This is a genomic window from Tsukamurella conjunctivitidis (assembly GCF_007858475.1).
GTDB lineage: Bacteria > Actinomycetota > Actinomycetes > Mycobacteriales > Mycobacteriaceae > Tsukamurella > Tsukamurella conjunctivitidis.
Map to the genome: position 1 here is coordinate 500,726 of NZ_VIGX01000002.1, position 25,546 is coordinate 526,271.

The 25,546-nt window shown below is 71.6% G+C and carries 23 protein-coding genes and 1 pseudogene; 16 read left to right on the forward strand and 8 right to left on the reverse strand.

Translation table 11 applies throughout. The features are described from left to right. The first annotated feature begins 44 nt into the window (after positions 1-44). Entirely contained in the window at positions 45-1,250 is a 1,206-nt protein-coding gene (locus FK530_RS06445) for an MFS transporter (protein ID WP_146486177.1), read from the forward strand. Between the two features lie 15 nt (positions 1,251-1,265). On the opposite strand, the gene FK530_RS06450 is transcribed toward FK530_RS06445, so the two are convergent. Next, positions 1,266-2,867 (reverse strand): dolichyl-phosphate-mannose--protein mannosyltransferase, encoded by a 1,602-nt coding sequence (locus FK530_RS06450; protein ID WP_146486178.1) that lies wholly within the window; start codon positions 2,865-2,867, stop codon positions 1,266-1,268. Between the two features lie 63 nt (positions 2,868-2,930). Between FK530_RS06450 and rsmI the strand changes: the two genes are divergently transcribed. Then, the gene (rsmI, locus tag FK530_RS06455) at positions 2,931-3,743 is read left to right on the forward strand and encodes a 16S rRNA (cytidine(1402)-2'-O)-methyltransferase (protein ID WP_223120226.1); all 813 of its coding nucleotides are present in this window, start codon (positions 2,931-2,933) and stop codon (positions 3,741-3,743) included. Positions 3,744-3,759: 16 nt separating this feature from the next. Here rsmI and FK530_RS06460 read toward each other — a convergent pair whose 3' ends face one another. Further along, positions 3,760-4,260: a hypothetical protein gene (locus FK530_RS06460; RefSeq protein WP_146486180.1), complete on the reverse strand. Its 501-nt coding sequence runs from the start codon at positions 4,258-4,260 to the stop codon at positions 3,760-3,762. A gap of 35 nt (positions 4,261-4,295) precedes the next feature. Continuing rightward, positions 4,296-5,486, reverse strand: a complete 1,191-nt coding sequence (locus FK530_RS06465; RefSeq protein WP_146486181.1) for an aminodeoxychorismate synthase component I — start codon at positions 5,484-5,486, stop codon at positions 4,296-4,298. 152 nt (positions 5,487-5,638) lie between these two features. Here FK530_RS06465 and FK530_RS06470 point away from each other — a divergent pair, with 152 nt between their 5' ends. Both FK530_RS06470 and metG read left to right on the forward strand, forming a co-directional pair. Next, positions 5,639-5,911 (forward strand): hypothetical protein, encoded by a 273-nt coding sequence (locus FK530_RS06470; protein WP_146486182.1) that lies wholly within the window; start codon positions 5,639-5,641, stop codon positions 5,909-5,911. A gap of 184 nt (positions 5,912-6,095) precedes the next feature. Then, the gene (metG, locus tag FK530_RS06475) at positions 6,096-7,646 is read left to right on the forward strand and encodes a methionine--tRNA ligase (protein WP_146486183.1); all 1,551 of its coding nucleotides are present in this window, start codon (positions 6,096-6,098) and stop codon (positions 7,644-7,646) included. Between the two features lie 24 nt (positions 7,647-7,670). Here metG and FK530_RS06480 read toward each other — a convergent pair whose 3' ends face one another. The 3 genes and pseudogenes from FK530_RS06480 to FK530_RS06490 all read right to left on the reverse strand — a co-directional run bounded on the left by FK530_RS06480 (position 7,671) and on the right by FK530_RS06490 (position 9,509). Beyond that, complete coding sequence (locus FK530_RS06480; RefSeq protein ID WP_146486184.1) at positions 7,671-8,834, reverse strand: DUF7373 family lipoprotein; 1,164 nt, start codon at positions 8,832-8,834, stop codon at positions 7,671-7,673. Positions 8,835-8,880: 46 nt separating this feature from the next. Next, a pseudogene (locus tag FK530_RS27275) lies at positions 8,881-9,084 on the reverse strand (DUF7373 family lipoprotein); the annotation flags it as partial. Next, positions 9,018-9,509 (reverse strand): DUF7373 family lipoprotein, encoded by a 492-nt coding sequence (locus FK530_RS06490; protein WP_146486186.1) that lies wholly within the window; start codon positions 9,507-9,509, stop codon positions 9,018-9,020. The pseudogene FK530_RS27275 and the gene FK530_RS06490, both read right to left, overlap by 67 nt. Positions 9,510-9,628: 119 nt before the next feature. Here FK530_RS06490 and FK530_RS06495 point away from each other — a divergent pair, with 119 nt between their 5' ends. The 8 genes from FK530_RS06495 (at position 9,629) to glpK (ending at position 20,037) form a co-directional block, all read left to right on the forward strand. Continuing rightward, positions 9,629-10,477: a TatD family hydrolase gene (locus FK530_RS06495; protein WP_146486187.1), complete on the forward strand. Its 849-nt coding sequence runs from the start codon at positions 9,629-9,631 to the stop codon at positions 10,475-10,477. Between the two features lie 106 nt (positions 10,478-10,583). Continuing rightward, the gene (locus FK530_RS26870; protein WP_146486188.1) at positions 10,584-12,074 is read left to right on the forward strand and encodes a resuscitation-promoting factor; all 1,491 of its coding nucleotides are present in this window, start codon (positions 10,584-10,586) and stop codon (positions 12,072-12,074) included. 18 nt (positions 12,075-12,092) lie between these two features. Then, positions 12,093-12,986, forward strand: coding sequence for a 16S rRNA (adenine(1518)-N(6)/adenine(1519)-N(6))-dimethyltransferase RsmA (rsmA, locus tag FK530_RS06505; RefSeq protein WP_146486189.1), 894 nt, complete (start codon positions 12,093-12,095; stop codon positions 12,984-12,986). Between the two features lie 10 nt (positions 12,987-12,996). Further along, complete coding sequence (locus FK530_RS06510) at positions 12,997-13,911, forward strand: 4-(cytidine 5'-diphospho)-2-C-methyl-D-erythritol kinase (protein ID WP_146486190.1); 915 nt, start codon at positions 12,997-12,999, stop codon at positions 13,909-13,911. Between the two features lie 176 nt (positions 13,912-14,087). Next, complete coding sequence (locus FK530_RS06515; RefSeq protein ID WP_146486326.1) at positions 14,088-15,044, forward strand: DUF8832 domain-containing protein; 957 nt, start codon at positions 14,088-14,090, stop codon at positions 15,042-15,044. A 23-nt stretch (positions 15,045-15,067) separates the two neighbouring features. Next, positions 15,068-17,536 carry a heavy metal translocating P-type ATPase gene (locus FK530_RS06520; protein ID WP_158645035.1) on the forward strand — a complete coding sequence of 823 codons (2,469 nt, stop codon included), beginning with the start codon at positions 15,068-15,070 and terminating at the stop codon, positions 17,534-17,536. A 119-nt stretch (positions 17,537-17,655) separates the two neighbouring features. Next, on the forward strand, positions 17,656-18,423 hold the full coding sequence (locus FK530_RS06525; RefSeq protein ID WP_146486191.1) for an MIP/aquaporin family protein: 768 nt from the start codon (positions 17,656-17,658) through the stop codon (positions 18,421-18,423). Between the two features lie 93 nt (positions 18,424-18,516). Further along, complete coding sequence (glpK, locus tag FK530_RS06530; RefSeq protein ID WP_146486192.1) at positions 18,517-20,037, forward strand: glycerol kinase GlpK; 1,521 nt, start codon at positions 18,517-18,519, stop codon at positions 20,035-20,037. A gap of 1 nt (position 20,038) precedes the next feature. On the opposite strand, the gene FK530_RS06535 is transcribed toward glpK, so the two are convergent. After that, positions 20,039-21,841 (reverse strand): ABC-F family ATP-binding cassette domain-containing protein, encoded by a 1,803-nt coding sequence (locus FK530_RS06535; protein ID WP_146486193.1) that lies wholly within the window; start codon positions 21,839-21,841, stop codon positions 20,039-20,041. A gap of 73 nt (positions 21,842-21,914) precedes the next feature. Here FK530_RS06535 and FK530_RS06540 point away from each other — a divergent pair, with 73 nt between their 5' ends. Together FK530_RS06540 and FK530_RS06545 are read left to right on the forward strand one after the other, a co-directional pair. Beyond that, on the forward strand, positions 21,915-22,916 hold the full coding sequence (locus FK530_RS06540; RefSeq protein ID WP_146486194.1) for an enoyl-CoA hydratase/isomerase family protein: 1,002 nt from the start codon (positions 21,915-21,917) through the stop codon (positions 22,914-22,916). Positions 22,917-23,285: 369 nt separating this feature from the next. Further along, the gene (locus FK530_RS06545; RefSeq protein WP_205124184.1) at positions 23,286-23,930 is read left to right on the forward strand and encodes a LysE family translocator; all 645 of its coding nucleotides are present in this window, start codon (positions 23,286-23,288) and stop codon (positions 23,928-23,930) included. Between the two features lie 8 nt (positions 23,931-23,938). Here the strand turns inward: FK530_RS06545 and FK530_RS06550 are convergent, their stop codons facing one another. After that, the gene (locus tag FK530_RS06550; protein ID WP_146486196.1) at positions 23,939-24,382 is read right to left on the reverse strand and encodes a PaaI family thioesterase; all 444 of its coding nucleotides are present in this window, start codon (positions 24,380-24,382) and stop codon (positions 23,939-23,941) included. A 51-nt stretch (positions 24,383-24,433) separates the two neighbouring features. Between FK530_RS06550 and FK530_RS06555 the strand changes: the two genes are divergently transcribed. Both FK530_RS06555 and FK530_RS06560 read left to right on the forward strand, forming a co-directional pair. Continuing rightward, the gene (locus FK530_RS06555) at positions 24,434-25,075 is read left to right on the forward strand and encodes a TetR/AcrR family transcriptional regulator (protein ID WP_146486197.1); all 642 of its coding nucleotides are present in this window, start codon (positions 24,434-24,436) and stop codon (positions 25,073-25,075) included. A 113-nt stretch (positions 25,076-25,188) separates the two neighbouring features. Further along, positions 25,189-25,521 (forward strand): hypothetical protein, encoded by a 333-nt coding sequence (locus FK530_RS06560; protein WP_146486198.1) that lies wholly within the window; start codon positions 25,189-25,191, stop codon positions 25,519-25,521. Positions 25,522-25,546: the final 25 nt, after the last annotated feature.

Consider the following 25,546-nt stretch of genomic DNA (forward strand, 5'->3'; position numbering starts at 1 on the left):
CCCCCGATGCGGGTCTTGACGCGTTCTTAGCGGATGATGTTTCGGTGAACTCAGCAGCTTCCGCACCCGCGCCGCAGCGGGTACCGCCGGAGGTCTGGGTCCTCGTGGCGGCCAGCTTCGTGATCGCCCTCGGCTACGGCGTCGTCGCGCCCGCGCTCCCCGCCTTCGCCCGCACCTTCGACGTGGGCATCGGCGCCGCGTCCGCGGTCGTCAGCGCCTTCGCGATCATGCGGCTCGCCTTCGCCCCGGCGACCGGACCGCTCGTGAAGGCCTTCGGCGAGCGCTGGATCTACATGGCGGGGCTTCTGATCGTGGCGGCCTCGACGCTCGCGGTGGCCTTCGCCCAGAGCTACTGGCAGCTGATGCTCTTCCGCGGGCTCGGCGGCGTGGGGTCCGTCATGTTCACGGTCTCCGCGATGGGCCTGATGATCCGCATCGCGCCCGCCGAGATCCGCGGACGGGTGAGCGGCGTCTACTCGTCGAGCTTCGTGCTCGGCGGCATCTGCGGCCCCCTGCTCGGCGGCGCGCTGGTCGGCTTCGGCCTGCAGGTGCCCTTCGTCGTCTACGCGATCGCGCTCGTCGTCGCCACGCTCGTCGTGGGCATCGCCCTGCGGGGCAGCACCCTCGCCGGCCGGGAGGAGGCGTCGTCCGAACCGGGCACGACGGTGCGCGAGGCCCTCGCCGATTCCGCCTACCGGGCCGCGCTCTTCACGTCGGTCGTCTTCGGCTGGGTCTACTCGATGCGGGTCTCGCTGCTGCCGCTGTTCTTCGCGGCCGTGCTCGATCAGCCCGCCGCGATCGCCGGCTACGCGCTGGCCGCCTACGCCGCGGGCGACGTGCTCGCCATGTTCCCAGCGGGCCGCGCCTCCGACCGGTACGGCCGCCGTCCGTTCATCGTCGTGGGCATGCTCGTCATCGCCGTCGGCACACTGGCGCTGGGGTTCACCGACTCGGTGCTCGTGGCCTTCCTCGTCACCGTGGTCGCCGGCATCGGGACGGGCCTCGTCGCGCCGACGATGCAGGCCTCCCTCGCCGACGTGCTGCAGGGCAAGGGGCGCAGCGGCGGCGCGCTCTCGGCGTACCAGATGGCGCAGGACGCCGGCACCATCTCCGGCCCGCTGCTGGCCGGCGCCATCGCTCAGTACCTCGGCTTCACCTGGGCCTTCACGATCACCGCGGCGCTGTGCGTCGTCGCCGCGGTCGTGTGGATGCTGGCGCGCGAGACGCGCACCGTCGCACCCGTCGGCTGAGCGTCCCGGGGGCCGCTACTGCCAGCTGGGCAGCCAGAGCTCCAAACGCCACCACCACATGGGGATCGGTGTCGCGGTGAGGATCGGCCACAGCCACGCGAAGTTGAGCACCACGATCGTCGCGTACAGCACCACCAGCCAGCGGCCCAGTTGCAGCCGCTCGAAGCCGAAGTACCGCGCCCGGCCGTCGAGGCCCAGCACCTCCCGGCAGATCAGCGCGATCATGATGCACAGGAAGGGCATCAGGGTGAGCGCGTAGAAGTAGTACATCTGCCGGTCGAGGTTGAGGAACCACGGCAGGTAGGTCGCGAAGTACATGGTCACGGGCGCGGCGTAGGCCCAGTCGCGTTTGACGACCATCTTCCACAGCGCCCACAGCACCACCGGGATCGCGATCCAGGTCAACGCGGGCGTCCCGACGGCCATCACGGCGCGGACGCACGGCCCGTCGCCGCACATGCCGCCCGATTGGTCCGCGGTGTAGTGGTAGAGCATCGGCCGCAGGCCCATCGGCCAGGTCCACGGCTTCGACTCCCACGGGTGGTGGTTGCCGGCGGAGTTGGTGAGGCCGTCGTGGAAGTCGAGGATCGTGGTCTCGTAGAAGAACAGGGACCGCAGCGCCGCGGGCACCCACGCGAAGGGGCCGCTGTCGCCGATCTGGTTGCCCACCGCGTACCGGTACACCGAGGTCTCCGAGGAGAACCACGGCCAGAAGGTGCCGAGGTACACCAGGACGGGGACCACCCCGAGTGACATGCCCGACGGGATCAGGTCGCGCAGCAGCACCCCGCGCCAGGGCCGGATCACGCCGTACTGCCGGCGGTTCGCCACGTCGAAGGCCAGCGACAGCACCAGGACGCCGATCAGGAAGTAGGCGCCCGACCACTTCACTCCGCACGCCAGGCCCACCATGATCGCGGCGGAGAACCGCCACCAGCGAAAACCCAGCCGCGGGCCGTACAGCGAATCGGTGATCCGGCCCTCGACGGCCGCGCGGTGCAGCCGCTCGCGCATCTGGTCGCGGTCCACCAGGATCATCGAGAACGCGGCGAAGCCGAAGAAGACCAGGAAGATGTCGAGCAGCGCGACGCGCGAGGACACCATCGTGAGCCCGTCGCAGATCAGGAACAGCCCGGCGAGGCCGCCGATCAGCGTGGACCGTGCGAGCCGCCGCGCCGCGCGGATCACCATGAAGACCAGCAGCGTGCCGCACACCGCCGACATGAACCGCCAGCCCAGCGGGCTGTATCCGAACAGCCACTCGCCGATCGCGATCATCCACTTGCCCACGGGCGGATGCACGATCAGCCCGAAGCCGGGGTTGTCCTCGATCCACTGCCCGCCCGTGAGGACCTGCCAGCCCTGCGGCGCGTAGTGCTTCTCGTCGAAGACCGGGGTCTGCACCGGAGTACTGCCGATGAAGCCGGCGTTGCTGGGATAGCCCAGGTTGAAGAACCGGGTGGCCGCCGCGACGGCCGTCAGCACCAGCGTCACGGTCCAGCCGAAGGCGCGGTCGGTGGCGCCGAACACCGCGGGCGGGAGCCGCGGGCCCGGGCTCACCAGCTCGCGGTCCTCGCTACGCCCCTCGGGCATCGCCACAGCTGTCACGCGAACCATCGTAGGGTGTGACCCGTGGGAACAGAGGACGCGCGCGGGGCACTGATCGTCGCCGGGGTGCCGATGGGCAACCCGGGTGACGCCACGGCGCGGCTCGTCTCCGCGCTGGGGGAGGCCGATGTGATCGCCGCCGAGGACACCCGCCGGGCCCGCTCCCTCGCCGCCTCGCTGGACGTCGAACCGCGCGGCCGGATCCTCAGCTTCTACGACCACAACGAGCAGGGCCGCATCCCGCAGCTCCTGGCCGCGCTCGACGCCGGCGAGACCGTCCTCCTCGTCACCGACGCCGGCATGCCGTCGGTCTCCGACCCGGGATACCGCCTGGTCGCGGCCGTCGTCGAGGCCGGGCACCGCGTCACGTGCCTCCCCGGGCCGTCGGCGGTCACCACCGCGCTGGCCCTGTCCGGGCTGCCCGTCGAGCGGTTCCTGTTCGACGGTTTCGCGCCGCGCAAGTCCGGCGCCCGCCGGGCCTGGCTCACCGAGCTCGTGACGGAGCGTCGCGCGGCCGTCTTCTTCGAGTCGCCGCACCGCGTGGCCGAGACGCTCGCCGACGCCGCCGAGGTCCTCGGAACCGACCGTCGCGCCGCGGTGTGTCGCGAGCTCACGAAGACCTACGAGGAGGTCCGCCGCGGCCCGCTGGGCGAACTCGCGGCATGGGCCGCCGACGGGGTGCGCGGCGAGATCACCGTCGTGCTCGAGGGCGCGGCCGCCGTCTCGGCGAACCCCGAGGACCACGTCGCCGCCGTGCTGCGCCGCGTCGACGCGGGGGAGCGGCTCAAGGACGCCTGCGCGGCCGTCGCGGCCGAGACCGGCGCCTCCAAACGCGAGCTCTACGAGTCCGCCCTGGCGGAGCGGCGCTCGGCCCCCGAGGACTGACCCGGTCGGCCGGAGTTCACGCGGCGCTCGCCGCCCGCGTAACCCCGCGCGGGCCGGCCCCGCCCGCCGGGCGCGTCAGGATCAGGCGCAGCGCACCCACCACGACGATCCCACCGACGGCGAGGTCGAGGTAGTGGCAGGCCATCGCGCCGAGGTAGGTCGGCCCGCCCCACGCGTTGACGGTGAAGTTCGGATCCAACCCGGCCAGCACCTGCACACCCGCCCGGAACGCCGCGAAGACCACCAGGAACAGCAGCGGCGCCGCGAGCACCAGTCGCGCCGGGGTGAGGGCGGGCGTGCGGGGCGGCCACCGTCGGGCCCGGATCCCGAGCACGAGGAGCGCCCCGACCACGGCCACCACCGCGTGCTGCGGCCACGCCGCGGTCCAGGGCACGAAGCCGGCGACCTGCGGGTCGCGCCGGGTGTAGAGGTAGCCGCCGAAAGCGAGCCCGGCGGCGAAGGCCACCGCCAGGAGCAGCAGGAAGCGGCGGAGCGCGGGGGTGTGGAGGCCGATCATGCACCGAGCCTCGCAGCGTCCGGCGCGCGCCGTCGTCACCCGTGCGGGGGAGATACGGGTCCGGACCGGCCCGCTCGCTCCGCTCCCGGCGCCGCGAGGCGGAACCCGACGATCGACGCCGCCTTGTCCAGGCACTCGCGCCACTCCGCGTCCGGCTCGGAGTCGATGGTGATCCCGCCGCCCACGCCGAGCCGGAGCGCGCCGTCCCGCGCCTCGACGGTGCGGATCGCCACGTTGAGGTCCAACCCCGTCAGCGGGTGGTCGATACCGATCGCGCCGCAGTACGTGCCGCGGGTGTGCCGCTCCCACGCGGTGATGCGCGTACGGGCCGAGAGCTTCGGAGTGCCCGTGACCGACGCAGGAGGGAAGGTCGCGTCCAGCAGCTCCGCGCGGGTGACGCCGCGCCGCTGCCGCGCGGTCACCGTCGAGACCAGGTGCCAGACCCCGGGCGCGCGCTCGACCCGCAGCAGCTCCGGCGTGCGGACGGTGCCGGTCGCCGCCACGCGGCTCAGGTCGTTGCGCACCAGGTCGACGATCATCACGTTCTCCGCGACGTCCTTGATGCTCGCGCGCAGGTCCGCGGCCGGCCGGGTCAACGGCAGTGTGCCCTTGATCGGGCGTTCGGTGAGCAGGCCGTCGCGCTCGGTGAGGAAGGTCTCGGGGGAGAACGACGCGACCGCGCCCCAGTCGCCCTCCAGATAGGCGGCCTTGCCGGGGAGGGTGGCGGCGGCGATGTCGGCGAACAGATCGAGCGGGTCGCCGGCCAGGGCGCCGTCGAAGCGGGTGCACACGTTCACCTGGTAGACGTCGCCCGCGCGGATCGCCTCATGGCAGGCGAGCACCGCGGCCCGGTGATCATTCCGGTCGGGCGCGGTCCAGTCGGCCCGCCAGGCCCGCGGCGCGGGGGCCTCGTGCGGAATCGAGAACGCCGGGTCGGTGCACGTCCAGCGCCCGTCGGGGCCGAGAAGCAGGAGAGGACCCGGATCGCCGCCGATCGTCTCCGGCACCAACCGCGGCTCGTCGGTCGTGTCCGGATACCCGACGATGCCCAGCCACGGCGTCGTGCGGCTCCCGTCCGCGCCGCGCCCGGCGTCGGCGGGACCGATCCCGGGCGTCAGCGTCGGGTCCGGGGCGATCACTGCGTGGAAGCCGCCCCACGCGCCGAGCAGCGCGGCGGGCCGGTGGCCGCGTTCGCGGAGCGCGCGCAGCATGTCGACCGGTTGCACCGCGCCATCCTGTCACGGCCCCGTGCGGCGATCTCGGGGAGGAATGGGGGTTTCACCGGATGTGCGCGGCGGGGCCGGAACGGAAGAGTGGGTCTCGGCCGGCGGATCTCTCCCACCCGATCCGCCTGCCACCCGAACCACGAGGAGGAGCCATGAACTCGGTGATCGACGGCGGCACGGACCTCGGCGGACGACTGGCCTGGGTGCACGTCGCCCACGGCGAGCGCAGCCAGGTGCGGTTCTACGCGGAGGGCGAGTACGCCGGCACCGCGACCGCGCTGCCGACCGTCGACACCGAGGTCATCGGCGTGGACTACGACGTGGTCTACGTGCGCTACGGCCGCGACATCGCCCGGTTCCGGCTCGACGAGTCGGGCGCCGTCATCGCGCTGGACTCGGTTCCGGCGTCCGCGCTCGCAGGCTGACCAGCAGCGCGACCCCGGCGCCGATCACCCACGCGATGCGTGCGCTTGAGGTTCCGGTCACAGGGTGCCCCGTCCCCGCTGCCGGACGGAATCACCCGTGAGGAGGAGATCGCCGCCCTGACTTCCCGTGGTCGGCGATTCCGCCCGGAACACGCTTGCGATGCACCGATAAGCTGGGCGCACCATGGCTGCAGACAAGGCTTTCTACATCACCACGGCGATCGCCTACCCGAACGGCGTGCCCCACATCGGGCACGCCTACGAGTACATCGCCACCGACGTGATCGCGCGTTTCCAGCGCCTCGACGGCTATGAGGTCTTCTACCTCACCGGCACGGACGAGCACGGGCTGAAGATGCAGCAGACCGCCGCCAAGGAGGGCATCGAGACCAAGGCCCTCGCCGACCGCAACGCCGCTGCCTTCGAGGCGCTGCAGCGGGCCGTCGGGTCGACCTTCGACCGGTTCATCCGCACCACCGACGCCGACCACTACGAGGCGTCGAAGGCCATCTGGCAGAAGATGGTCGACGCCGGCGACATCTACCTCGGTAAGTACTCCGGCTGGTACTCCGTGCGGGACGAGGCCTACTACGCCGAGGACGAGACCACCGTCACCGAGGACGGCACCCGCGTCTCCACCGACACCGGCACCGAGGTCGAGTGGACCGAGGAGGCGTCCTACTTCTTCAAGCTGTCCGCCTACCAGGACCGGCTGCTGGAGCTCCTCGATCGCGAGGGCGGCTACCTCGAGCCCGCCACCCGCCGCAACGAGATCGTCAGCTTCATCAAGGGCGGCCTCAAGGACCTGTCGATCAGCCGCGACACCTTCGACTGGGGCGTCCCCGTGCCCGGCGACCCCGACCACGTCATGTACGTCTGGGTGGACGCGCTGACCAACTACCTCACCGGCGCGGGGTACCCCGACACGCAGTCGGAGCAGTTCGCGACGTTCTGGCCGCCGAAGCTGCAGATCATCGGCAAGGACATCATCCGGTTCCACGCCGTCTACTGGCCCGCGTTCCTCATGAGCGCCGGGATCGAACTGCCCGAGCGCGTCTTCGCCCACGGCTTCCTGTTCAACAAGGGCGAGAAGATGAGCAAGTCCGTCGGCAACGTCGTGGACCCGCACGCCCTCATCGCCGAGTACGGCCTCGACGCGCTGCGCTTCTTCCTGCTCCGCGAGGTCAGCTTCGGCCAGGACGGCAGCTACAGCCACGAGGCGATCGTCGGCCGGATCAACGCCGACCTCGCGAACGAGCTCGGCAACCTCGCGCAGCGCTCGCTGTCGATGATCAGCAAGAACTGCGCGGGCACGGTGCCCACGCCGGGCCCGTTCACCGAGGCCGACGACGCCCTCCTCGCCCGCGCCGACGGCCTGCTGTCGACGTCCCGCCGGCACGTCGGCGACCAGGCGCTGCACCTGTACCTGGAGGCGATCTGGGAGGTCCTCGCCGAGACGAACCGGTACTTCTCGGCGCAGGAGCCGTGGAAGCTCAAGGCGAGCGACCCCGAGCGCATGGTCACGGTGCTCTACGTGACCGCCGAGGTCGTCCGCCAGGTCGCCCTACTGCTCCAGCCCGTGATGCCCGAGTCCGCGGAGGAACTGCTCACCCTGCTGGAGCAGCCCAAGGACCGCCGGACCTTCGAGGCCGTCGGCACGCGCCTGGCGCCCGGCACCGCGCTGCCCAAGCCGCAGGGCGTCTTCCCGCGTTACGTCGAGCCCGAACCCGAGTAGCCGCCCGGCGGCCGGCGCGCCGCGCTACGGGTTCTTCGTGAGGATCGCGTACTCGGCGGACACCGCCTCGCGCGCGAGCTGCAGGCTGGAGCCGCCCGCAGTGGTGACCCACCGGCCCGCGGACACGATGCAGATGTAGCTGGTCGCCTCGGTACGGAAGGTGCACTGCGCCTGCGGCAGGCCCGCCGGCGACTCCACGGGGCGATTCCCCGCCCTCGCCCGGGAGTCCGCGGTCACTTCGGCGACCATCGTGGTCGCAGCAGCGGCGTCCCTCGTGCGGTACACGATGGCGGCGCCTTCCCCGACGAGGTCGACCCCGGCTTTGCGATAGGGCGCCGCGTCCGAGAGGTAGCGGATCCGATGCAGCAGTGCCTCGAGTCCGAAGTACGCGTTGCTCAGGGAAGTGAGCTCTGTCGACTCCTGGAGGAGGGTGCGGGACAGTACGCCGTCCTTGTCGCCCGGGAGGGTCCGGATCGACGTCACCGGGGTCGGACTGAAGGCGGTCGTCTTGGGGACCTGGAGGTCGAAGGCCTTCGCGACGAACCGCGCCGCCTCGGCGTTCGTGGGCGCGGTGCCGCTGACGTTGATCACGAACGGGCCCTCGGCTCGGTAGCCGTCGACGGTGCCGGGCGTGAACTCCGCGGCGGACACCTCGGCGTGGCCGTCGATCGCGACCTTCGGAAGGGCCTGTGTGGACGACGTGATCGCCTCGAGGACCGCCGCGGCGATCTCGGGACTGTCGAACCGGTACAGCCCGATCCTGACGGCGACGGTCGGTCTGTCGAAGTCGTCGCCGCGGGTCGTGGTCATCCCCACCCGCATTCGGTTGCGGGTGAAGATCCTGGCGGTGGTGTCCGGCACGCGGGTGGAGAGCTGATCGCCGGACAGAACCGGGTACGACCGCAGACCGGCACCGCCGACGGTGAGGCGTCGGTCGACCTCGTCGACCTGGACCAGGGCCTCGGCCATCCGGTTGCCCTCGATGATCCACGCGTTGTCGCCACTCGGCGAAGGCACGTCGCGCGTCGTCGTCGGGTACTGCCCCGGGTCGAGGCCTGCTGGAACGTTCGGCGTGGTCGATGCGCGCGACGAGGACGCCGGAGCGACGGTGGCCTCACCGCCGACAGTGGTGCCGCACGCGGAGACGGCCAACGCGGAGGCGAGCACCACGGTCAGGGGGCGATTCATGGTGTTTCCTGTCGTCGATCGTGCGGCTTCTGCGACGCCGTCCGCTTTACGGGGTGGTGGCGAGGATGGAGAACTGGGCGGCGGCCTTCTGCCGTGCCAGCGCCGGGTTGCTGTCGTACACCGAGGCGACGTAGCGGCCGACCGCCATCCAGCAGTACGTCAGATCGCCGCCGGTCATGCACTTCACCGCCGGGAGCTGGGGGATGCCCGCGACGGCGGGGTTCTTGCCCGCGATGGTCCGCACCATCGTGTGGTGGTCATGCCCACGCGCATCTTGTTGGCGTGGAACGCGGTGGCCGTGGCGTCGGGCACACGGCTGCGCAGGCCGTCGCCGTCGAGCACCGGGAACGAGCGCAGGCCGCCGCCGCCGATGATCAGGCGCGGGTCCACCTCGTTGGCCTGGATCAGTGCCTCGTCGCCCATCCGGTTGCCCTCGACCACCCAGGACCGGTTCTCGGAGGCGGTGATCGTGCGGGCCCGGGTCGGGTAGGCGCCGAAGTCCAGTCCGGCGGGCACCGGCACCGTCGCCGCGGGCGCCGTGCTCGCCGCGGCCGACGACGACGTGACGCTCGCGCTCGACGACGGGGCCGCGACGGGCTCCCCGCTCGTCGTGGAGCAGGCGGCGAGCAGCGCCGCACCGATGACGACGGCGGCGGGCAGGGCGGACTTCTTCATGCGTTCTCCTCGGTCGGTCACCACGCGAGCACATCAGGCCCGGCTTCGCGGCTGCTTAACGAAGTATTAAGTACGGTCCCCGGCGCGGGCCGCGCGGAGGTACCGCGACAATGGAGGGCATGGGGAAGAAGAAGCCGCCGCCTCCGCTGCCCGCACCGCTACCCGGCCTCGTGGATGCGCACACGCACCTGGACGGGTGCCGTGCCCGCACGCCCGAGGCGGTGCGCGAGCTGGTCGACCGCTCGGCCTCGGTCGGCGTGGACCGGGTGGTCACCGTCGCCTGCGACCTGGAGCAGGCCCGCTACGTCATCGAGGCGAGCCGATGGGACGAGCGGGTCTTCGCCGCCGTGGCCCTGCACCCGACGGACGCCCACCAGCTCGAGGCCGACGGTGCGCCGGCAGAACTCGAGCGCCTGGCCGCCGACCCGCGCTGCGTGGCGATCGGGGAGACGGGCCTGGACTGGTACTGGCTCGGCAAGCGGGAGGACGTCGCGACGCCGGCGCAGCAGCACGCGGCCTTCGAATGGCACATCGACCTGGCCAAGCGCCTGGGCAAGCCGCTCATGATCCACAACCGCGAGGCGGACGCCGACATCCTGGCCGACCTGGAGCGCTTCGGCGCCCCCGAGACCGTGATCTTCCACTGCTTCTCCGGCGATGCCGCGATGGCCCGCGCGTGCGTCGAGCGCGGCTACGTGCTGAGCTTCTCGGGCACCGTCACGTTCACCAACGCCACCGAGCTGCAGGAGGCGGCGCGCCTCGTTCCCGACGGTCAACTGCTCGTCGAGACCGACGCGCCGTATCTCACACCCCACCCGTACCGGGGTACCCCCAACGAGTCGTATTGCATCCCGTACACCGCGCGCTACCTCGCTGACCTGCGCGGGGTGACGCCGGAGGAGGTCGCGTCGGCTACCACGGCGACGGCGGAGCGTGTGTTCGGCGCCACATTCGCGGGCGCGAAATGAACAGAAGCTGGCACGCCTCCCACTTCTCCGTTACCGTACTGTGATGTAACGGCGACCGAAACGTCGCCGAGCGCCACACCTGCAGTCCACCCATGGGAAGTCACCAGTGCCTGAGCTCGACGCAGACGACAACACCACCACGGTGGATCAGCCCACCTCGCACCCGCGCCGCGGCGCCTTCGGCAGCACTCGGGAGCGCACCGCCGAGTTCGACGTGACCCAGGTCTTCGCCCGGTTCAGCGACCTCGACGGCAGGCCCCTCGACCCCGAGGCCGACCGCGAGATCATCGACCTCGAGGCCGAGGTCTACGGCGACGACGCCGTCGCGGAGGCCGAGAGCCTGGCCCTCGAGGCCGAGGAGAAGTACAACGCGGAGCACCCGCAGCCCGAGGCGCCCGCCGTGATCGACGCGGACGAGGCCCCGGAGCCCGCCGCGCGGGCCGAGGGCGACGACGACAAGCCGGGCATCATCGAGGGTCTGTCGGCCAAGCTCGAGAACACGCCCGTCCGCGCCGTCACCGGCGCCATGCTCGTGGCCCTCATGGCCTCCGGCGGCACCGCCGCCGCGCTGTACCAGGACTTCACCGTCACGGTCGACGGGCAGACCCGCGAGGTCTCGACGATGAGCCGCTCGGTGAAGTCGATCCTCGGCTCCGCCGGTGTCGACGCCGGCGTCGCCGACCGCGTGACCCCCGGCCTGGGCGAGTCCGTCAAGCCCGGTGAGACGATCACCGTGCAGCACGCCCGCGACGTCGCCGTCAACGTCAATGGCAAGGTCCGCACCGTCAAGACCACCGACCTCACGATGGGCGCCGCCCTCGCCTCGGCCGGCCTGGGCGACGCGAAGAACTTCGTCTCCCTCCCGGCGGACGCGCAGGTCCCGCTCGACGGTGCCGCCGTCTCGGTGGTCACGCCCGTCCCGGCCACCGTGCTCGACGCGGGCGGCAAGGTCGCCGCCAACGCCGCCGGCCGCACCGTCGGCGAGTACCTCGCGAAGATGGGCGTCCCGCTGATCCAGCAGGACTCCGTCAAGCCCAGCGCCAACACCCCCGTGACCCCCGGCATGACCATCTCGGTCAACCGGAACCGCACCGCGACGGTCACGGTCACCGAGCCGTACACCGCGCCGCCCAAGAAGATCGACGACCCGAAGCTGATCAACGGCAAGACCGAGATCAAGGACCCGGGCAAGCCGGGCAAGCAGGAGGTCCAGTACCGCGAGCACGTGGTGGACGGCAAGGTCGTCTCCCGCGAGAAGGTCGGCTCCAAGGTCCTCGACGCGGGCGTCGCCGGCGTCACCGCCGTGGGCACCGCTCCGGGTGCGCCCTTCGTTCCCGCCGGGTCGGTCTGGGATCGCCTCGTGATGTGCGAGGCCACCGGCAACTGGGCGATCAACACGGGTAACTCGTTCTACGGCGGCGTCCAGTTCACGCAGCAGACGTGGATGGCCTTCGGCGGCGGCAAGTACGCGCCGCGCGCCGACCTCGCGACCCGCGAGGAGCAGATCGACATCGCGCGCAAGACGCTGAAGGAGCAGGGCTGGGGCGCATGGCCGACCTGCGCGTCGAAGCTCGGACTGTCCGGCAACTCGGAGTAGCTCGGTAGAGTCACACCGGTGACCGGCGCCGAATTCAAGAATCAGGCACGACTGCTCGGCCCCGCGGAGATCCGCGCGCTGGCCGGGCAGTTGTCCGTTCGACCCACGAAGACGCTGGGCCAGAACTTCGTGCACGACCCGAACACCGTCCGCAAGATCGTCGCCGCCGCGGACGTCCGCCCGGATGACGTCGCGCTCGAGGTCGGACCGGGTCTGGGTTCGCTCACGCTCGCGCTCCTCGACGCCGCCGCCTCCGTCACCGCGATCGAGATCGATCCGGTTCTCGCGGAACAGCTCCCGAAGACGGTGGCCGAGCGCGCGCCCGAGTTGGCCGGGAATCTCACCGTGATCGGCGAGGACGCGCTCAAGGTCTCCGGCGCGCAGGTCTCCGCCGCCGGCGCGCCGACGGTGCTCGTCGCGAACCTGCCGTACAACGTCTCGGTCCCGGTGCTGCTGCACCTTCTCGCCGAGGTGCCCACGCTGCGCACCGTGCTGGTGATGGTGCAGCTCGAGGTGGCGGACCGGCTCGCCGCCGCGCCCGGCTCGCGGGTGTACGGCGTCCCGTCGGTCAAGGCGGCGTACTACGGGCACGTGCGCAAGGCCGGCACCGTCGGGCGGGCCGTGTTCTGGCCAGAGCCCAACGTGGAGTCGGGCCTGGTCCGCATCGACCTGTACGGCCCCGACGGCCGGCCCGCCGTGGACCGTGGCCGCCTGTGGGCGGTCGTCGACGCGGCCTTCGCGCAGCGCCGCAAGACCCTGCGCGCCGCCCTCGCGAGTTGGGCGGGGTCCCCCCCGGCGGCCGAGGAACTGCTGGTCGCCGCCGGTATCGACCCGCGCGAGCGCGGCGAGAAACTGTCCGTCGAGCAGTTCTCGGCGCTCGCCGCCGCCCGGCCCGCGGCCCCGGCCCCGTAGTCTGGACCGCGTGCTTTCCGTGGTACCGACCCCTCTGACCGTGCGGGCACCCGCCAAGGTGAACCTCCACCTCGGGGTGGGCGACGTGCGGCCCGACGGCTTCCACGAATTGGTCACCGTCTTCCAGGCGCTCTCGCTGCACGACGATGTGACCCTCACCCCGGCCGACGCGTTGACGCTGCACGTGACCGGGGAAGGTGTGCGCGACGTGCCCACCGATCCGACGAACCTGGCCGCGCGCGCGGTCGTCGCGCTGGCCGAGCGGTACGGGCGTGATCCGAACATGCGCATCGACATCGCCAAGGGCATCCCCGTGGCCGGCGGCATGGCCGGCGGCTCCGCGGACGCGGCCGCCGCGCTGCTCGGGGCCGCCACGCTCTGGGGCCTCGACATCGAGCGCGACGAGCTCGACGAGGTCGCGGCATCCCTCGGCTCCGACGTCCCCTTCTCGCTGCACGGCCACACCGCGCTCGGCACGGGACGCGGTGAGCGCCTGATCCCCGCGCTCGCACGCGGCGAGTTCCACTGGACGCTCGCGCTGGCCCGCGAGGGTCTGAGCACGCCGGCGGTGTACCGCGAGCTGGACCGGCTGAGAGAGGCCGGCGACCCGCCGCGCGCGGGGAGCCCCGACGACCTGCTCGCCGCCGTCGCCTCGGGCGATCCGCATCGTCTGGCGCCGCTGCTCGTGAACGACCTGCAGGCGGCGGCGCTGTCGCTGCAGCCGGGCCTGCGGCGCACGCTGCGCGCGGGCATGGAGGCCGGCGCCCTGGCCGGCATCGTCTCCGGCAGTGGGCCCACCTGCGCCTTCCTCTGCGCGAGCGCCGACGACGCCGTCGATGTCGGCACCGAGCTCGCGGGCGCGGGCGTCTGCCGCACGGTGCGCGTGGCCTCGGGCCCGGTGCCGGGCGCCACCGTCGTGCCGTAGTCGCCTCCGTCGTGCCGTAGGTGCGGTAGGCGCCATCTTCTCGCTGCTTCGCGGTTCGGGGCCGTCGAGGGCTTGATTCATACCCCCTGGGGGTATACATTCGGACACAGATACCCGCTAGGGGTACCCCTGACCGAGGAGGAATCATGGACGGCCGGAAGACGGAGCGGCGCTCGATGAACCCGGCGACCAAGCTGGCGGCTTTCGGCGCGGGGCTCGTGGTGGCCTTCGGTGGCGCCTACGGCATCGCCGGAGCAGTCGTGCCCGACAGCACGGTCGCCCAGTGGAACGCCGAGGCCGACCAGGGGCACGGCGGTCACGCCGCCCCGGCCGCGCCCGCGGCACCGGGTGCGGTGAACGGCGTCTCGCTCAGCGCCGACGGGCTCACGTTCGCGCCCGTCGCCGCGCCGCGCGCGGTGGGGGAGGCCGGTGCCCTGAGCTTCCGCATCGAGGGCGCCGCGGGCGCTCCCATCACCGCGTACACCACCACGCACGAGAAGGACCTGCATCTCATCGTGGTCCGCACCGACGGCACGCGGTTCCGGCACGTCCATCCGAGCCTCGACCGCACCACCGGGACCTGGTCGTTGCCGTGGAGCTGGGCCGAGGCCGGCACCTACCGCCTCTACGCCGACTTCGCGCCCGCCACCGGCTCGCCCGTCACGCTCTCGCGCACCGTCGAGGTCGCCGGCGGCTACGCGCCCGTCGATCCGGCGCCGTCGCGGACGGCTCAGGTGGACGGCTTCACCGTCACGCTCGGCGGTGACCTCACCGCCGGCGCGTCGAGCCCGCTCACGCTGCGGGTGAGCCGCGACGGCGCGCCCGTCACCGCGCTCCAGCCCTACCTCGGTGCTTTCGGTCACCTCGTCGCGCTCCGTCAGGGAGACCTCGCCTTCCTCCACGTGCACCCCGAGGGTGCGGAGCCGAAGCCCGGGGACACCGGCGGGCCCGCCGTCGCCTTCCGGGCCCAGGCCCCCACCGCGGGGCGCTACCTGCTGTACCTGGACTTCCAGGTCGACGGGGTGGTGCGCACCGCGAGCTTCGTGCTCGACGCGGGCGCATCCGGCGCGCCGCAGAACTCCACGACCGCACCCGTACCCGCTCCGCCGGCCGACGGCCACGGCGGGCACTGACACTCACGAAGGAGGTATCGACCATGAGCACACCCGGCAGCACCACCGGTGACGCGCACATCGAGCTGGACATCGGTGGCATGACCTGCGCCTCGTGCGCGAACCGGATCGAGCGACGCCTGAACAGGATCGAGGGCGTGAGCGCGACCGTCAACTACGCCACCGAGAAGGCAAAGGTGATCGCTCCCGAGGGTGTCGACCCGCAGCGGATCATCGACGAGGTCGTCGCGACCGGATACTCCGCGACGCGCGCCGGAGCATCGGCATCGTCGGATGCGGAAGGCGGGCAGGAGAACCCGGCCGACGCCGAACTGTCCTCGCTGCGCACCCGGCTCCTCGGCGCCGTCCTGCTCGGCGTGCCGGTGATCGCGATGGCGATGGTCCCTGCGCTGCAGTTCACGTACTGGCAGTGGGCCTCCCTGGCGTTGGCCTCGCCCGTGATCCTCTGGGGTGCATGGCCCTTCCACCGGGCCGCGTGGGCCAACCTCCGGCACGGCACGGCCACGATGGACACCCTGATCTCGATGGGGACGCTGTCGGCGTTCCTGTGGTCCCTGTACGCGCTGTTCCTCGGTACGGCCGGGGAACCGGGGATGAAGCATCCGTTCAGTCTCACGCTCGCTCCGTCGGACGGCGCCGCGAACATCTACCTCGAGGTGGCCGCCGGCGTCACGATGTTCATCCTCGCCGGGCGGTACTTCGAGAAGCGATCCAAGCGGCGGGCCGGGGCGGCACTGCGCGCGCTGCTCGAACTCGGTGCCAAGGAGGTCTCCGTCCTGCGCGACGGGGCCGAGGTGAAGATCGGCGTCGACGAACTGCGCGCGGACGACGAGTTCGTCGTGCGGCCGGGGGAGAAGATCGCCACCGACGGCGTCGTCGTCTCCGGCACCTCGGCCGTCGACGCCTCGATGCTCACCGGCGAATCGGTCCCGGTCGAGGTCGGTCCCGGTGACGCGGTCACCGGCGCCACCGTCAACGCCGGCGGACGGCTGCTGGTGCGCGCCACGCGCGTCGGCTCCGAGACGCAGCTCGCGCAGATGGCGCGGCTGGTCGAGGACGCGCAGACCGGTAAGGCCGAGGTCCAGCGCCTCGCCGACCGCATCTCGGGCGTCTTCGTGCCGATCGTCATCGCGATCGCCGCGGTCGCCCTGGGCGGCTGGCTGGGCGCGGGCTTCCCCGTCGCCGCGGCGTTCACCGCCGCGGTCGCGGTCCTGGTCATCGCCTGCCCCTGCGCGCTCGGTCTCGCGACGCCGACGGCCCTGCTCGTGGGCACCGGCCGAGGTGCCCAGCTGGGCGTTCTCATCAAGGGACCCGAGGTCCTCGAATCGACCCGCCGCGTGGACACCGTCGTCCTCGACAAGACCGGGACCGTGACCACCGGCCGGATGACCCTGGTCGACGTGCGCACCGAGGAGGGCGTCGACACCCGCGACGTGCTCCGCTACGCCGGGGCGCTGGAGGACGCCTCCGAACATCCGATCGCGCGCGCCATCGCCACGGGGGCGGCCGCGACGATCGGAACACTCCCGCCCGTCGACGGTTTCGCGAACATCGAGGGCCAGGGCGTGCAGGGCGTCGTCGACGGGCACGGCGTGCTCGTCGGCCGCGAATCCCTGCTCGCCGATTGGGCGCTGCGCCTGTCCGACGGGCTGGCCGCCGCCAAGGCGGAGGCCGAATCGCAGGGCGCGACGGTCGTCGCGGTGGGCTGGGACGGCGCGGCCCGGGGGATCCTCGTCGTCTCCGACACCGTGAAACCGACCAGCGCGGAGGCGATCCGGGAGCTTCGGGCGCTCGGCCTGCGGCCGGTACTGCTCACCGGCGACAACGAGGCCGCCGCCCGACGTATCGCGGCCGAGGTGGGCATCGACGAGGTGATCGCCGAGGTCATGCCGGAGGACAAGGTGGCCGTGGTGACCGGGCTGCAGGCGCAGGGCCGCGTGGTGGCCATGGTCGGCGATGGGGTCAACGACGCCCCGGCGCTCGCCGCCGCCGACCTGGGGCTGGCGATGGGCACGGGCACCGACGTCGCGATCGAGGCCGCGGACATCACCCTGGTCCGCGGGGACCTGCGTGCGGCCGTGGACGCGATCCGCCTGTCGCGCAGCACGCTCCGGACCATCAAGACGAACCTGTTCTGGGCCTTCGCCTACAACGTCGCGGCGATCCCGGTGGCGGCCCTGGGCATGCTCAACCCGATGCTCGCCGGTGCGGCGATGGCCTTCTCCAGCGTCTTCGTCGTCGGCAACAGCTTGCGCCTGCGCGGCTTCCGCGGCACGGCGGGGCAGGCGCCGGTGCCGCCGGAGGACGCGACGGTGCCCGCCGCCGACGCGACCACGTGCCCGGTGATGGTGGGCAATCCGGTCGTGAAGTCCACCGCGGAGGCAGCGGGCCTGTTCCGCGACTACGACGGCGAGCGGTACTTCTTCTGCTGCCCCGCCTGCGCCCCGAAGTTCGACGCGGACCCGGCGCGCTACGTGGCGAACGCCGCCTGAACCGCCGTCCCTCCGCCGTCCGGGCGCCGCGCGATCGCACCGCAGTTCCACAACCGCCGGTGCGATCGCCGTGCGCCTGGCACGCTGGACGCGATCGCAACATCGACGGAAGGGACACGATGACGGGCACCCTCCTGCTCGCCGCACCCGCCGCGCCGAGCCTGGCCGCGGTGTTCACCTCCGAGGTCCTCGGAACCTCGATCCTCCTGCTGCTCGGCTGCGGCGTGGTCGCGAATGCGGTGCTGCCGAAGACCAAGGGGAGCGACGCGAACTTCCTGATGATCGGATTCGGATGGGGTATAGCGGTGTTCGCCGGCGTCTACGTCGCCTACCGCTCCGGTGCGCACCTCAATCCCGCCGTCACCGTCGGGATCCTGGTCAGTGGCGGGGCCGAGTACGCGCCCGGGGTCCCGGTCACGGCCGCGGCCACCGTCGTCTACTTCGCCGCGCAGTTGCTCGGAGCCTTCCTCGGGGCCGTCGCCGCGTGGCTCGTCTACCGGCAGCACCTGGACGAACCGGGCGCGGCGGGCGGCCAGCTCGGGGTGTTCGCCACCGGTCCCGCCCTCCGCTCCTACCCGCAGAACGCCCTCACGGAGGTCATCGCGACCTTCGTCCTCGTCTTCGCCGTCCTGGTGCTCGGCAAGACCCCGTCGGGCCTGGGGCCGCTGGCCACCGCGCTCGTCGTGGTCGGGATCGGCATCTCGCTCGGCGGCCCCACCGGCTACGCGATCAACCCGGCCCGCGACCTCGGCCCGCGCATCGCGCACGCCGTCCTGCCGATCAAGGGCAAGGGGGGCAGCGACTGGTCCTACGCCTGGGTGCCGGTCGTCGGGCCGCTCGTCGGGGCGGTGCTCGCCGGGCTGACGGCGAGTCTGTACGTCGTCTGATCCGACGGTCCGTCGACCCCGGGAACAGGCCGGGGCGCAACGACTCCCAGCGCTAGCGTCGCACCACCGAGAGCAGTACGAGAGGATGCACCGATGAGCGAGACCACGTACGTGATGGCGATCGACCAGGGGACCACGAGCAGCCGGGCGATCATCTTCGACCACGCCGGCCGGATCGTCTCGACCGGTCAGATGGAGCACGAGCAGATCTTCCCGCGCGCGGGCTGGGTCGAGCACGACCCGATGGAGATCTGGGACAACGCACGGGAGGTCGTCGCGGTGGCGATGTCCACCGGCGACGTCTCGGTGCATCAGATCGCCGCCGTGGGCATCACGAACCAGCGCGAGACCGTCGTGGTCTGGGACCGCCGAACCGGCGAGCCGGTGTACAACGCGATCGTCTGGCAGGACACCCGCACCAAGGAGATCGTCGACCGGCTCGGCGGCGACGCGGGCCCGGACCGGTTCAAGGCGACGGTCGGGCTGCCCCTGGCGCCCTACTTCACCGGGCCCAAGGTGACCTGGATCCTGGAGAACGTCGACGGGGCGCGTGCCCGCGCCGAGGCCGGCGACCTCCTGCTGGGCACCACCGACAGCTGGCTGCTGTGGAACATGACGGGCGGCGTCGACGGCGGCGTGCACGCCACCGACGTCACCAACGCCTCGCGCACCATGCTGATGAACCTCGACACCCTGGACTGGAATCCCGACATCTGTGCGGAGATGGGGATCCCGATGTCGATGCTGCCCGAGATCCGGTCCTCTTCCGAGGTATACGGGCACGTCCGCGCCCACGGCATGCTCGCGGGCGTCCCGATCTCCGGGATCCTGGGCGATCAGCAGGCGGCCACGTTCGGCCAGGCCTGCTTCGAGGAGGGCACGGCGAAGAACACCTACGGCACGGGTAGTTTCCTGCTGCTGAACACCGGCACGACCCCCGTGCACAGCACGAACGGGCTGCTGACCACCGTCTGCTACAAGATCGGCGACGCCCCCGCCCGGTACGCGCTGGAGGGCTCCATCGCCGTGACCGGCTCGCTGGTGCAATGGATCCGCGACAACCTCGAGATGATCACCGACGCCTCACAGATCGAGGAGGCGGCCGGCCGGGTCGAGCACAACGGCGGGGCGTACATCGTGCCCGCCTTCTCCGGCCTCTTCGCGCCGTACTGGCGGTCCGACGCCCGCGGCGCGATCGTCGGGCTCACGCGCTTCGTCCGCAAGGAGCACCTGTGCCGGGCGGTGCTGGAATCGGTGGCCTACCAGACCCGGGACGTGGTGGAGGCGATGAACGCGGACGCCGGCACCGACCTGACGGAGCTGAAGGTGGACGGCGGCATGACGGCGAATTCGCTGCTCATGCAGTTCCAGGCCGACCAGCTCGGCGTCGCCGTGGTGCGCCCGCAGGTCGCGGAGACCACCGCGCTGGGCGCCGCCTACGCGGCCGGGATCGCCGTCGGCTACTGGGCGGGTGAGCAGGACGTCATCGACAACTGGGCCGAGGACAGGAGGTGGACGCCGGCCACCGACGACGCCGAACGCGAACGCCTCTACCGGAACTGGAAGAAGGCGGTGCGGCGCACCCTCGACTGGGTCGACGACGACGTGCTGTGAGTCAGCCCTCCAGCCCCTCCGACAGTTCGAGCCACCGCAGCTCCTGCTCGGCGAGCTCGTCCTCCAGGCCGGAGATCTTCTTCATCTCCTCGGCGAGGCCGGCGTAGTCGCCCTGATCGTGATCGGCGAGAGCCAGTTTCGCCTTCTCGATCTGGTCGGTCAGCTTGGTCATCCGCCGCTCGACGGCGGAGACCTCCTTCTGCGCCGCCCGCAGTTCCGCGCCGCTGAGCCCGGACTCCGCGGGGGCGGACGCCGTCGATGTGGCGGAGGCGGCGGCCGTCGCGCCGTGCTGTGCCCGGCGCAGGGCGAGGTACTCGTCGACGCCGCCGGGCAGGTGCCGTAGGCGCCGCTCGAGGATCGCGTACTGCTGATCGGTGACGCGCTCGAGGAAGTACCGGTCGTGCGAGACCACGATGAGCGTGCCGGGCCAGGAGTCGAGGAGGTCCTCCATCGCGGCCAGCATGTCGGTGTCCAGGTCGTTGGTCGGCTCGTCGAGGATCAGCACGTTCGGCGAATCCAGGAGGATGAGCAGCAGTTGCAGGCGCCGCTTCTGCCCGCCGGAGAGGTCCTTGACCGGGGTCGAGAGCTGCGCGCTCGCGAAGCCGAGCCGTTCCAGCAGCTGCGACGGGGTGAGCTCCTGCGCCTTCGAGCCGCTGCCCACGGTGAAGCTCGTGGCGAGGTTCGCCAGGACCACGCGCACGGGATCGTCCCAGTGCTGCTCCAGCTCGTCGAGCCGCTGGGTGAGCGTCTGCACCTTGACGGTCTTGCCGCGCTTGACGGTGCCCGTCGTGGGCTGCACGGCCCCGTCGATCAGCCCGAGCAGGGTCGACTTGCCGGCCCCGTTGACGCCGAGGATGCCGGTGCGCTCGCCGGGCGCGATGCGCCATTCGATGTCGCTGAGCACCTGCTTGTCGCCGTACGCCATGCCCACGTCGAGGATGTCGACGACGTCCTTGCCGAGTCGCGAGACGGCGAGGGACTGCAGTTCGGTCTTGTCGCGGATCTCGGGCACGTCGGAGATCAGGGCGTTCGCCGCGTCGATGCGGAACTTCGGCTTGCTCGTGCGGGCGGGGGCGCCGCGCCGCAGCCACGCCAGCTCCTTGCGCGCGAGGTTCTGCCGCTTCTGCTCGATCGACGCGGCCTGCCGGTCGCGCTCGACGCGCTGCAGGATGTACGCCGCGTAGCCGCCCTCGAAGGGCTCGACGATGCGGTCGTGCACCTCCCACGTCGCGGTGCACACCTCGTCGAGGATCCACCGGTCGTGGGTCACCATGAGCAGGCCGCCCTGGTTCGCGGGCCAGCGGGTCCTGAGGTGGCCGGCGAGCCACTCGATGGCTTCGACGTCCAGGTGGTTCGTCGGCTCGTCGAGGATCAGCACGTCGTGCTCGCCGGCGAGCAGTTGCGCCAGCTGCACGCGGCGGCGCTGGCCGCCGGACAGTTCGCCGAGGCGCGCGTCCCAGGGGAGGTCGGTGAGCAGGCCCGCGAGGATGTCGCGCACCTTCGGGTCGCCGGCCCAGACGTGTTCGGGGGTGTCGCCGACGACGGCGTGGCCGACGGTGTCCTCGTCGTCGAAGAGGTCGGTCTGGGTGAGCACGCCCACCCGGACACCGCCCCGTCGGGTCACGCGGCCGGAGTCGGGCTCGCGGGTGCCGGCGAGCATGCCCAGCAGGCTGGACTTGCCGTCGCCGTTGCGGCCGACGATGCCGATCCGGTCGCCCTCGTTCACGCCGAGGGACACCGAATCGAAGACCGTTTTGGTCGGGTACTCGAGGTGCAGCGCGTCCGCGCCGAGAAGATTCGCCATCGCGGGTCCAGGTTACGCGGGCACCTGGCATACTGATTTAGTTGGATATGCGACTAATCGCGAGGAGTGAGCTGTGAGCGACGCCGAGATCGTGACCACCGTGGTCGGGGGGACCGGGCACATCGAGCTGAACCGTCCGAAGGCGCTCAACGCGCTCACCATGGACATGGTCCACGCGATCGACGCCGCGCTGCGGGCGTGGGAGTCCGACGACACCGTGACCCGCGTTCTGCTGACCTCCGCCTCGCCGAAGGCGTACTGCGCGGGCGGCGACATCCGCGCGATCCGCGACCAGGTGGTGGCGGGGGAGGACTTCACCCCGTTCTTCCGGGACGAGTACGACATGAACCTGCGCCTCGCGGAGTTCCCCAAGCCCGTGATCGCCCTCATCGACGGCGTGAACATGGGTGGCGGCGTGGGCGTCTCGATCCACGGCTCGCACCGCGTCGTCTCGGAGAAGGCGCTCATCGCGATGCCCGAGGTCGCGATCGGCTTCCTCCCCGACGTGGGCGCCACCCACATCCTCGGCCGCCTGCCGAAGGGCTTCGGCGAGCTCATGGGCATGACCGCCGCGCGGATCGGCGCGGGCGACGCGCTGGCCGTCGGGCTCGCGACGCACTTCGTGCCCTCGTCGGCGATGCCCGACCTCCGGGCCGCGCTGCTGGCGGGCGAGGACCTCGACGGCGCGCTCGCCCGCTTCGGCGATACGGTTCCCGCGGCGACCCTGCCGCTCGGCGAGATCGCCGACGTCTTCGGCCGCGATTCGGTGACCGAGATCCTGGCGGGTCTGGCCACCACGTCCGGCGCCTGGGCCGACACCGCCCGCGAGCAGCTCTCGACGGCCTGCCCCACCTCGGTTTTCGTCACCTTCGACCTGATCCAGCAGTCGCGCACGCGCACGCTGGCGCAGTGCCTCGCCGAGGAGGCAGTGGTGGGTGCCCGCCTGGTCCGCCGCCCCGACTTCGTCGAGGGCATCCGAGCCGTCCTCGTCGACAAGACCCGCGACCCGAAGTTCTCTCCCGCATCGATGAACGACGTCGAGGAGCGCGAGATCGAGGCCCTCCTCGGCAGCTGACGGTCGCGATCAGCTCGCTGCGCTCGTGACGCTCCCTAGCGGGGCGGCCGCCTCCCCATGTCCATGGACACGGGGAGTGAACGACACACGGAGGCACTGCACGCCCCGCTAGGGAGGCGCGGCGGCGGATCAGCCGCGGCCGGCCGCGGCCGCCAGGTGAGCCGGACGAGGCGCCGGCGGGCGTGGTCGGGATCGGCCTCGACGGTGACGAGCCCCCTCCGGCGCGCATCGGCCGGCGACCGTGACGGCGGGATCGTCCGCCCCGGGGCGCTCGCTCCGTCGCTCTGACGGGGCCGGCCGGGTGGAAGCCAGTCACACTCAACTGGCTATGTACCGCAATGCCAGTTGCTCGCCAGGATGGGACTCATGATCGTTTCGTGGACCGCGATGGCGGGAATGGTGGTGACGGCGTTGGCGATGGTGCTCACGCCGGGGCCGAACATGATCTATCTCGTCTCCCGCAGCATCGGGCAGGGGCGGACGGCCGGCCTGATCTCGCTGGCGGGGACCGGCGTGGGCTTCGTCGCCTACCTCACCCTGGCGAACCTCGGACTCGCGGTGGTCTTCGTCGCGGTGCCGTGGCTGTTCATGGGATTCAAGGCGGCCGGGGCGCTGTACCTCGGGTACCTCGCCTTCCAGGCGCTGCGTCCCGGCGGACGTGGACTGTTCGAGACCACGGACCTCCCCCGCGATTCGAACGCCAAGCTGTTCCGGATGGGCCTGGTCACCAATCTGCTCAACCCGAAGGCGGCGATCATGTACCTCGCGTTGATCCCGCAGTTCATCGACCCTGCGCGTGGGCACACTGCGGCCCAGGGCTTCCTCCTCGGCGGTGTCCAGATCACCGTGTCGATGCTGGTCAACGCCGCGATCGTGGTGGCCGCGGGCGCGGTGGCGGCGCTCATCGCGCGCCGCCCCGAGTGGGCGGTGTGGCAGCGCCGGATCACCGGCACGCTGCTCGGGGCCGTCGCCCTGCTGCTCGCCCGCGAGGTCCCGCAGCGCGCTCGCATCTAGCCCGGCGGTCAGCCCACCTGGTACGTCCCGGTGGCGCTGGCCACCAACGCGTCTCCGCTCTCCGAGTACATCTCGCACCGCACGTGACTCGTCCTCCGGCCCGTGGACAGACGGTGCGCCCGCACGCGCAGGCCGTCCTCCATGAGCGGCGCGATGAAGTTCAGCGACAGCGAAGCGGTCACGCCGCGGAGCTTGTCCGGCACCGGGCGGCCCGCCCAGGCCGCGACCATGACGCCGATGTCCGCGGCGGCGGCGATGAGGCCGCCGTGCATCATCGTGCCGACCGTCGTGAGCTCCGGCCGGTAGGGCACGAGCAGTGTCGCGGCGCCGTCGGTGATCTCCTCCAACTGGACGCCGAGGAGTGCGACGAAGGGGGAGGCCGGGACGAATTGCTTCATGATCTCGGAACCGTCGGCGACAGCGGCGTCGAGGTGATCGGGCGACACGGTCATCAGTGTTCTCCTAGTTCAACTATGAAAACGAAGTACGACTAGGATAGTGCCATGGAATCGCTGCTGACGGAACCCGTGGACAAGCGCCGCCGCCGCACCCGAGCGGCACTGTTGGATGCGGCGCGCGAGCTGTTCGCGCGTCCGACCGGCTACCGCGGCACCTCGGTCGACGAGCTCGCGGTGCATGCGGACGTCGCGCTGACCAGCATCTACTCCAACTTCCCCGGCGGCAAAGCGGACGTCTACGCCGTGCTGGCGTGCCGGGTCGGCGGTGAGCACGTCGCCGCGATGGCGGAAGCGGTCGCGGGCAGCGACGGAGAGGAGGCGGCGCGTCGGGCCTTCGACGAGTACCTCGACTTCCATCGACGCGAGCCGACGGCCTTCCGGCTGCTCGGCCTCACCGACGTGCACGGCGAGGACTCGGACACGGTGCGTGCGGCGCGCAGTGAGGTGCGCGGCTACCTCGCGCGGGCCCTGGAGACGGTCATCGCCGCCGTCGGGGAACCCGCCGATGCGGCGCGGGCGGAGGTGATCCAGTGCTGGGCGGGTATCAACGGACTGCTCGCTCTCGCCGCGCGCGGTCTCGTCGAACCCGACGAGGCGACAGGCCTGATCGACGCGGTGCGGGAGCGCTGCGCGGCGAACCTCGCCGCGGCCCGACGGGGTGCCGCCCCGTTGAACACGACGATGTGAAGGATTCGCGACGGATGCACCACGCCTTCGATGAAGATTCCGCGTTTGTGTCGGATTCGTGAAAGAGTCATGTGCACAGTCGATTTCGGTACTCCCCTCGGTACCGTCGAGGCATGGGAAAGTTCCGGAAGCCAGTCATCATCACTCTCGCCCGACGGCTCGCCGTAGGGCTGATCGCCGCCGTAGCCGGCGCCACCGTCCTCGCGGCGGGTCCCGCCTCGGCGGAGCCCAGTGACCACGTGGTCAGTCCGTCGGTGGTGCGGCCCGGTGTCACGCCCGGCGGCGGCGCCAACCACTGGAACGTGCCGCCCGGTTCGGCGCTGTGGCCGGGGAACCTGAACCCGGACTCGCCGTCGACGGGCGATACCGGCCCGTCGTCCGCGGCGCCCATCGATCCCGGCGACCACCCGCGGGACGCCCCGGGTGCCGACAGTCCCGCGTTCTGACCGAGCCTTCCGACCGCGCGCGACG

Coding starts and splice junctions, on each gene's coding strand:
- metG (WP_146486183.1), top strand. CDS start 6,096: ATGGCTGCAGACAAGGCTTTCTACATCACCACGGCGATCGCCTACCCG.
- FK530_RS06480 (WP_146486184.1), bottom strand. CDS start 8,834: ATGAATCGCCCCCTGACCGTGGTGCTCGCCTCCGCGTTGGCCGTCTCC.
- FK530_RS06550 (WP_146486196.1), bottom strand. CDS start 24,382: ATGACCGTGTCGCCCGATCACCTCGACGCCGCTGTCGCCGACGGTTCC.
- FK530_RS06535 (WP_146486193.1), bottom strand. CDS start 21,841: ATGGCGAATCTTCTCGGCGCGGACGCGCTGCACCTCGAGTACCCGACC.
- FK530_RS06450 (WP_146486178.1), bottom strand. CDS start 2,867: ATGGTTCGCGTGACAGCTGTGGCGATGCCCGAGGGGCGTAGCGAGGAC.
- FK530_RS06495 (WP_146486187.1), top strand. CDS start 9,629: ATGGGGAAGAAGAAGCCGCCGCCTCCGCTGCCCGCACCGCTACCCGGC.
- FK530_RS06470 (WP_146486182.1), top strand. CDS start 5,639: ATGAACTCGGTGATCGACGGCGGCACGGACCTCGGCGGACGACTGGCC.
- FK530_RS06525 (WP_146486191.1), top strand. CDS start 17,656: ATGACGGGCACCCTCCTGCTCGCCGCACCCGCCGCGCCGAGCCTGGCC.
- rsmI (WP_223120226.1), top strand. CDS start 2,931: ATGGGCAACCCGGGTGACGCCACGGCGCGGCTCGTCTCCGCGCTGGGG.
- FK530_RS06515 (WP_146486326.1), top strand. CDS start 14,088: ATGAACCCGGCGACCAAGCTGGCGGCTTTCGGCGCGGGGCTCGTGGTG.
- FK530_RS06520 (WP_158645035.1), top strand. CDS start 15,068: ATGAGCACACCCGGCAGCACCACCGGTGACGCGCACATCGAGCTGGAC.
- FK530_RS06460 (WP_146486180.1), bottom strand. CDS start 4,260: ATGATCGGCCTCCACACCCCCGCGCTCCGCCGCTTCCTGCTGCTCCTG.
- FK530_RS06560 (WP_146486198.1), top strand. CDS start 25,189: ATGGGAAAGTTCCGGAAGCCAGTCATCATCACTCTCGCCCGACGGCTC.
- FK530_RS06555 (WP_146486197.1), top strand. CDS start 24,434: ATGGAATCGCTGCTGACGGAACCCGTGGACAAGCGCCGCCGCCGCACC.
- glpK (WP_146486192.1), top strand. CDS start 18,517: ATGAGCGAGACCACGTACGTGATGGCGATCGACCAGGGGACCACGAGC.
- FK530_RS06490 (WP_146486186.1), bottom strand. CDS start 9,509: ATGAAGAAGTCCGCCCTGCCCGCCGCCGTCGTCATCGGTGCGGCGCTG.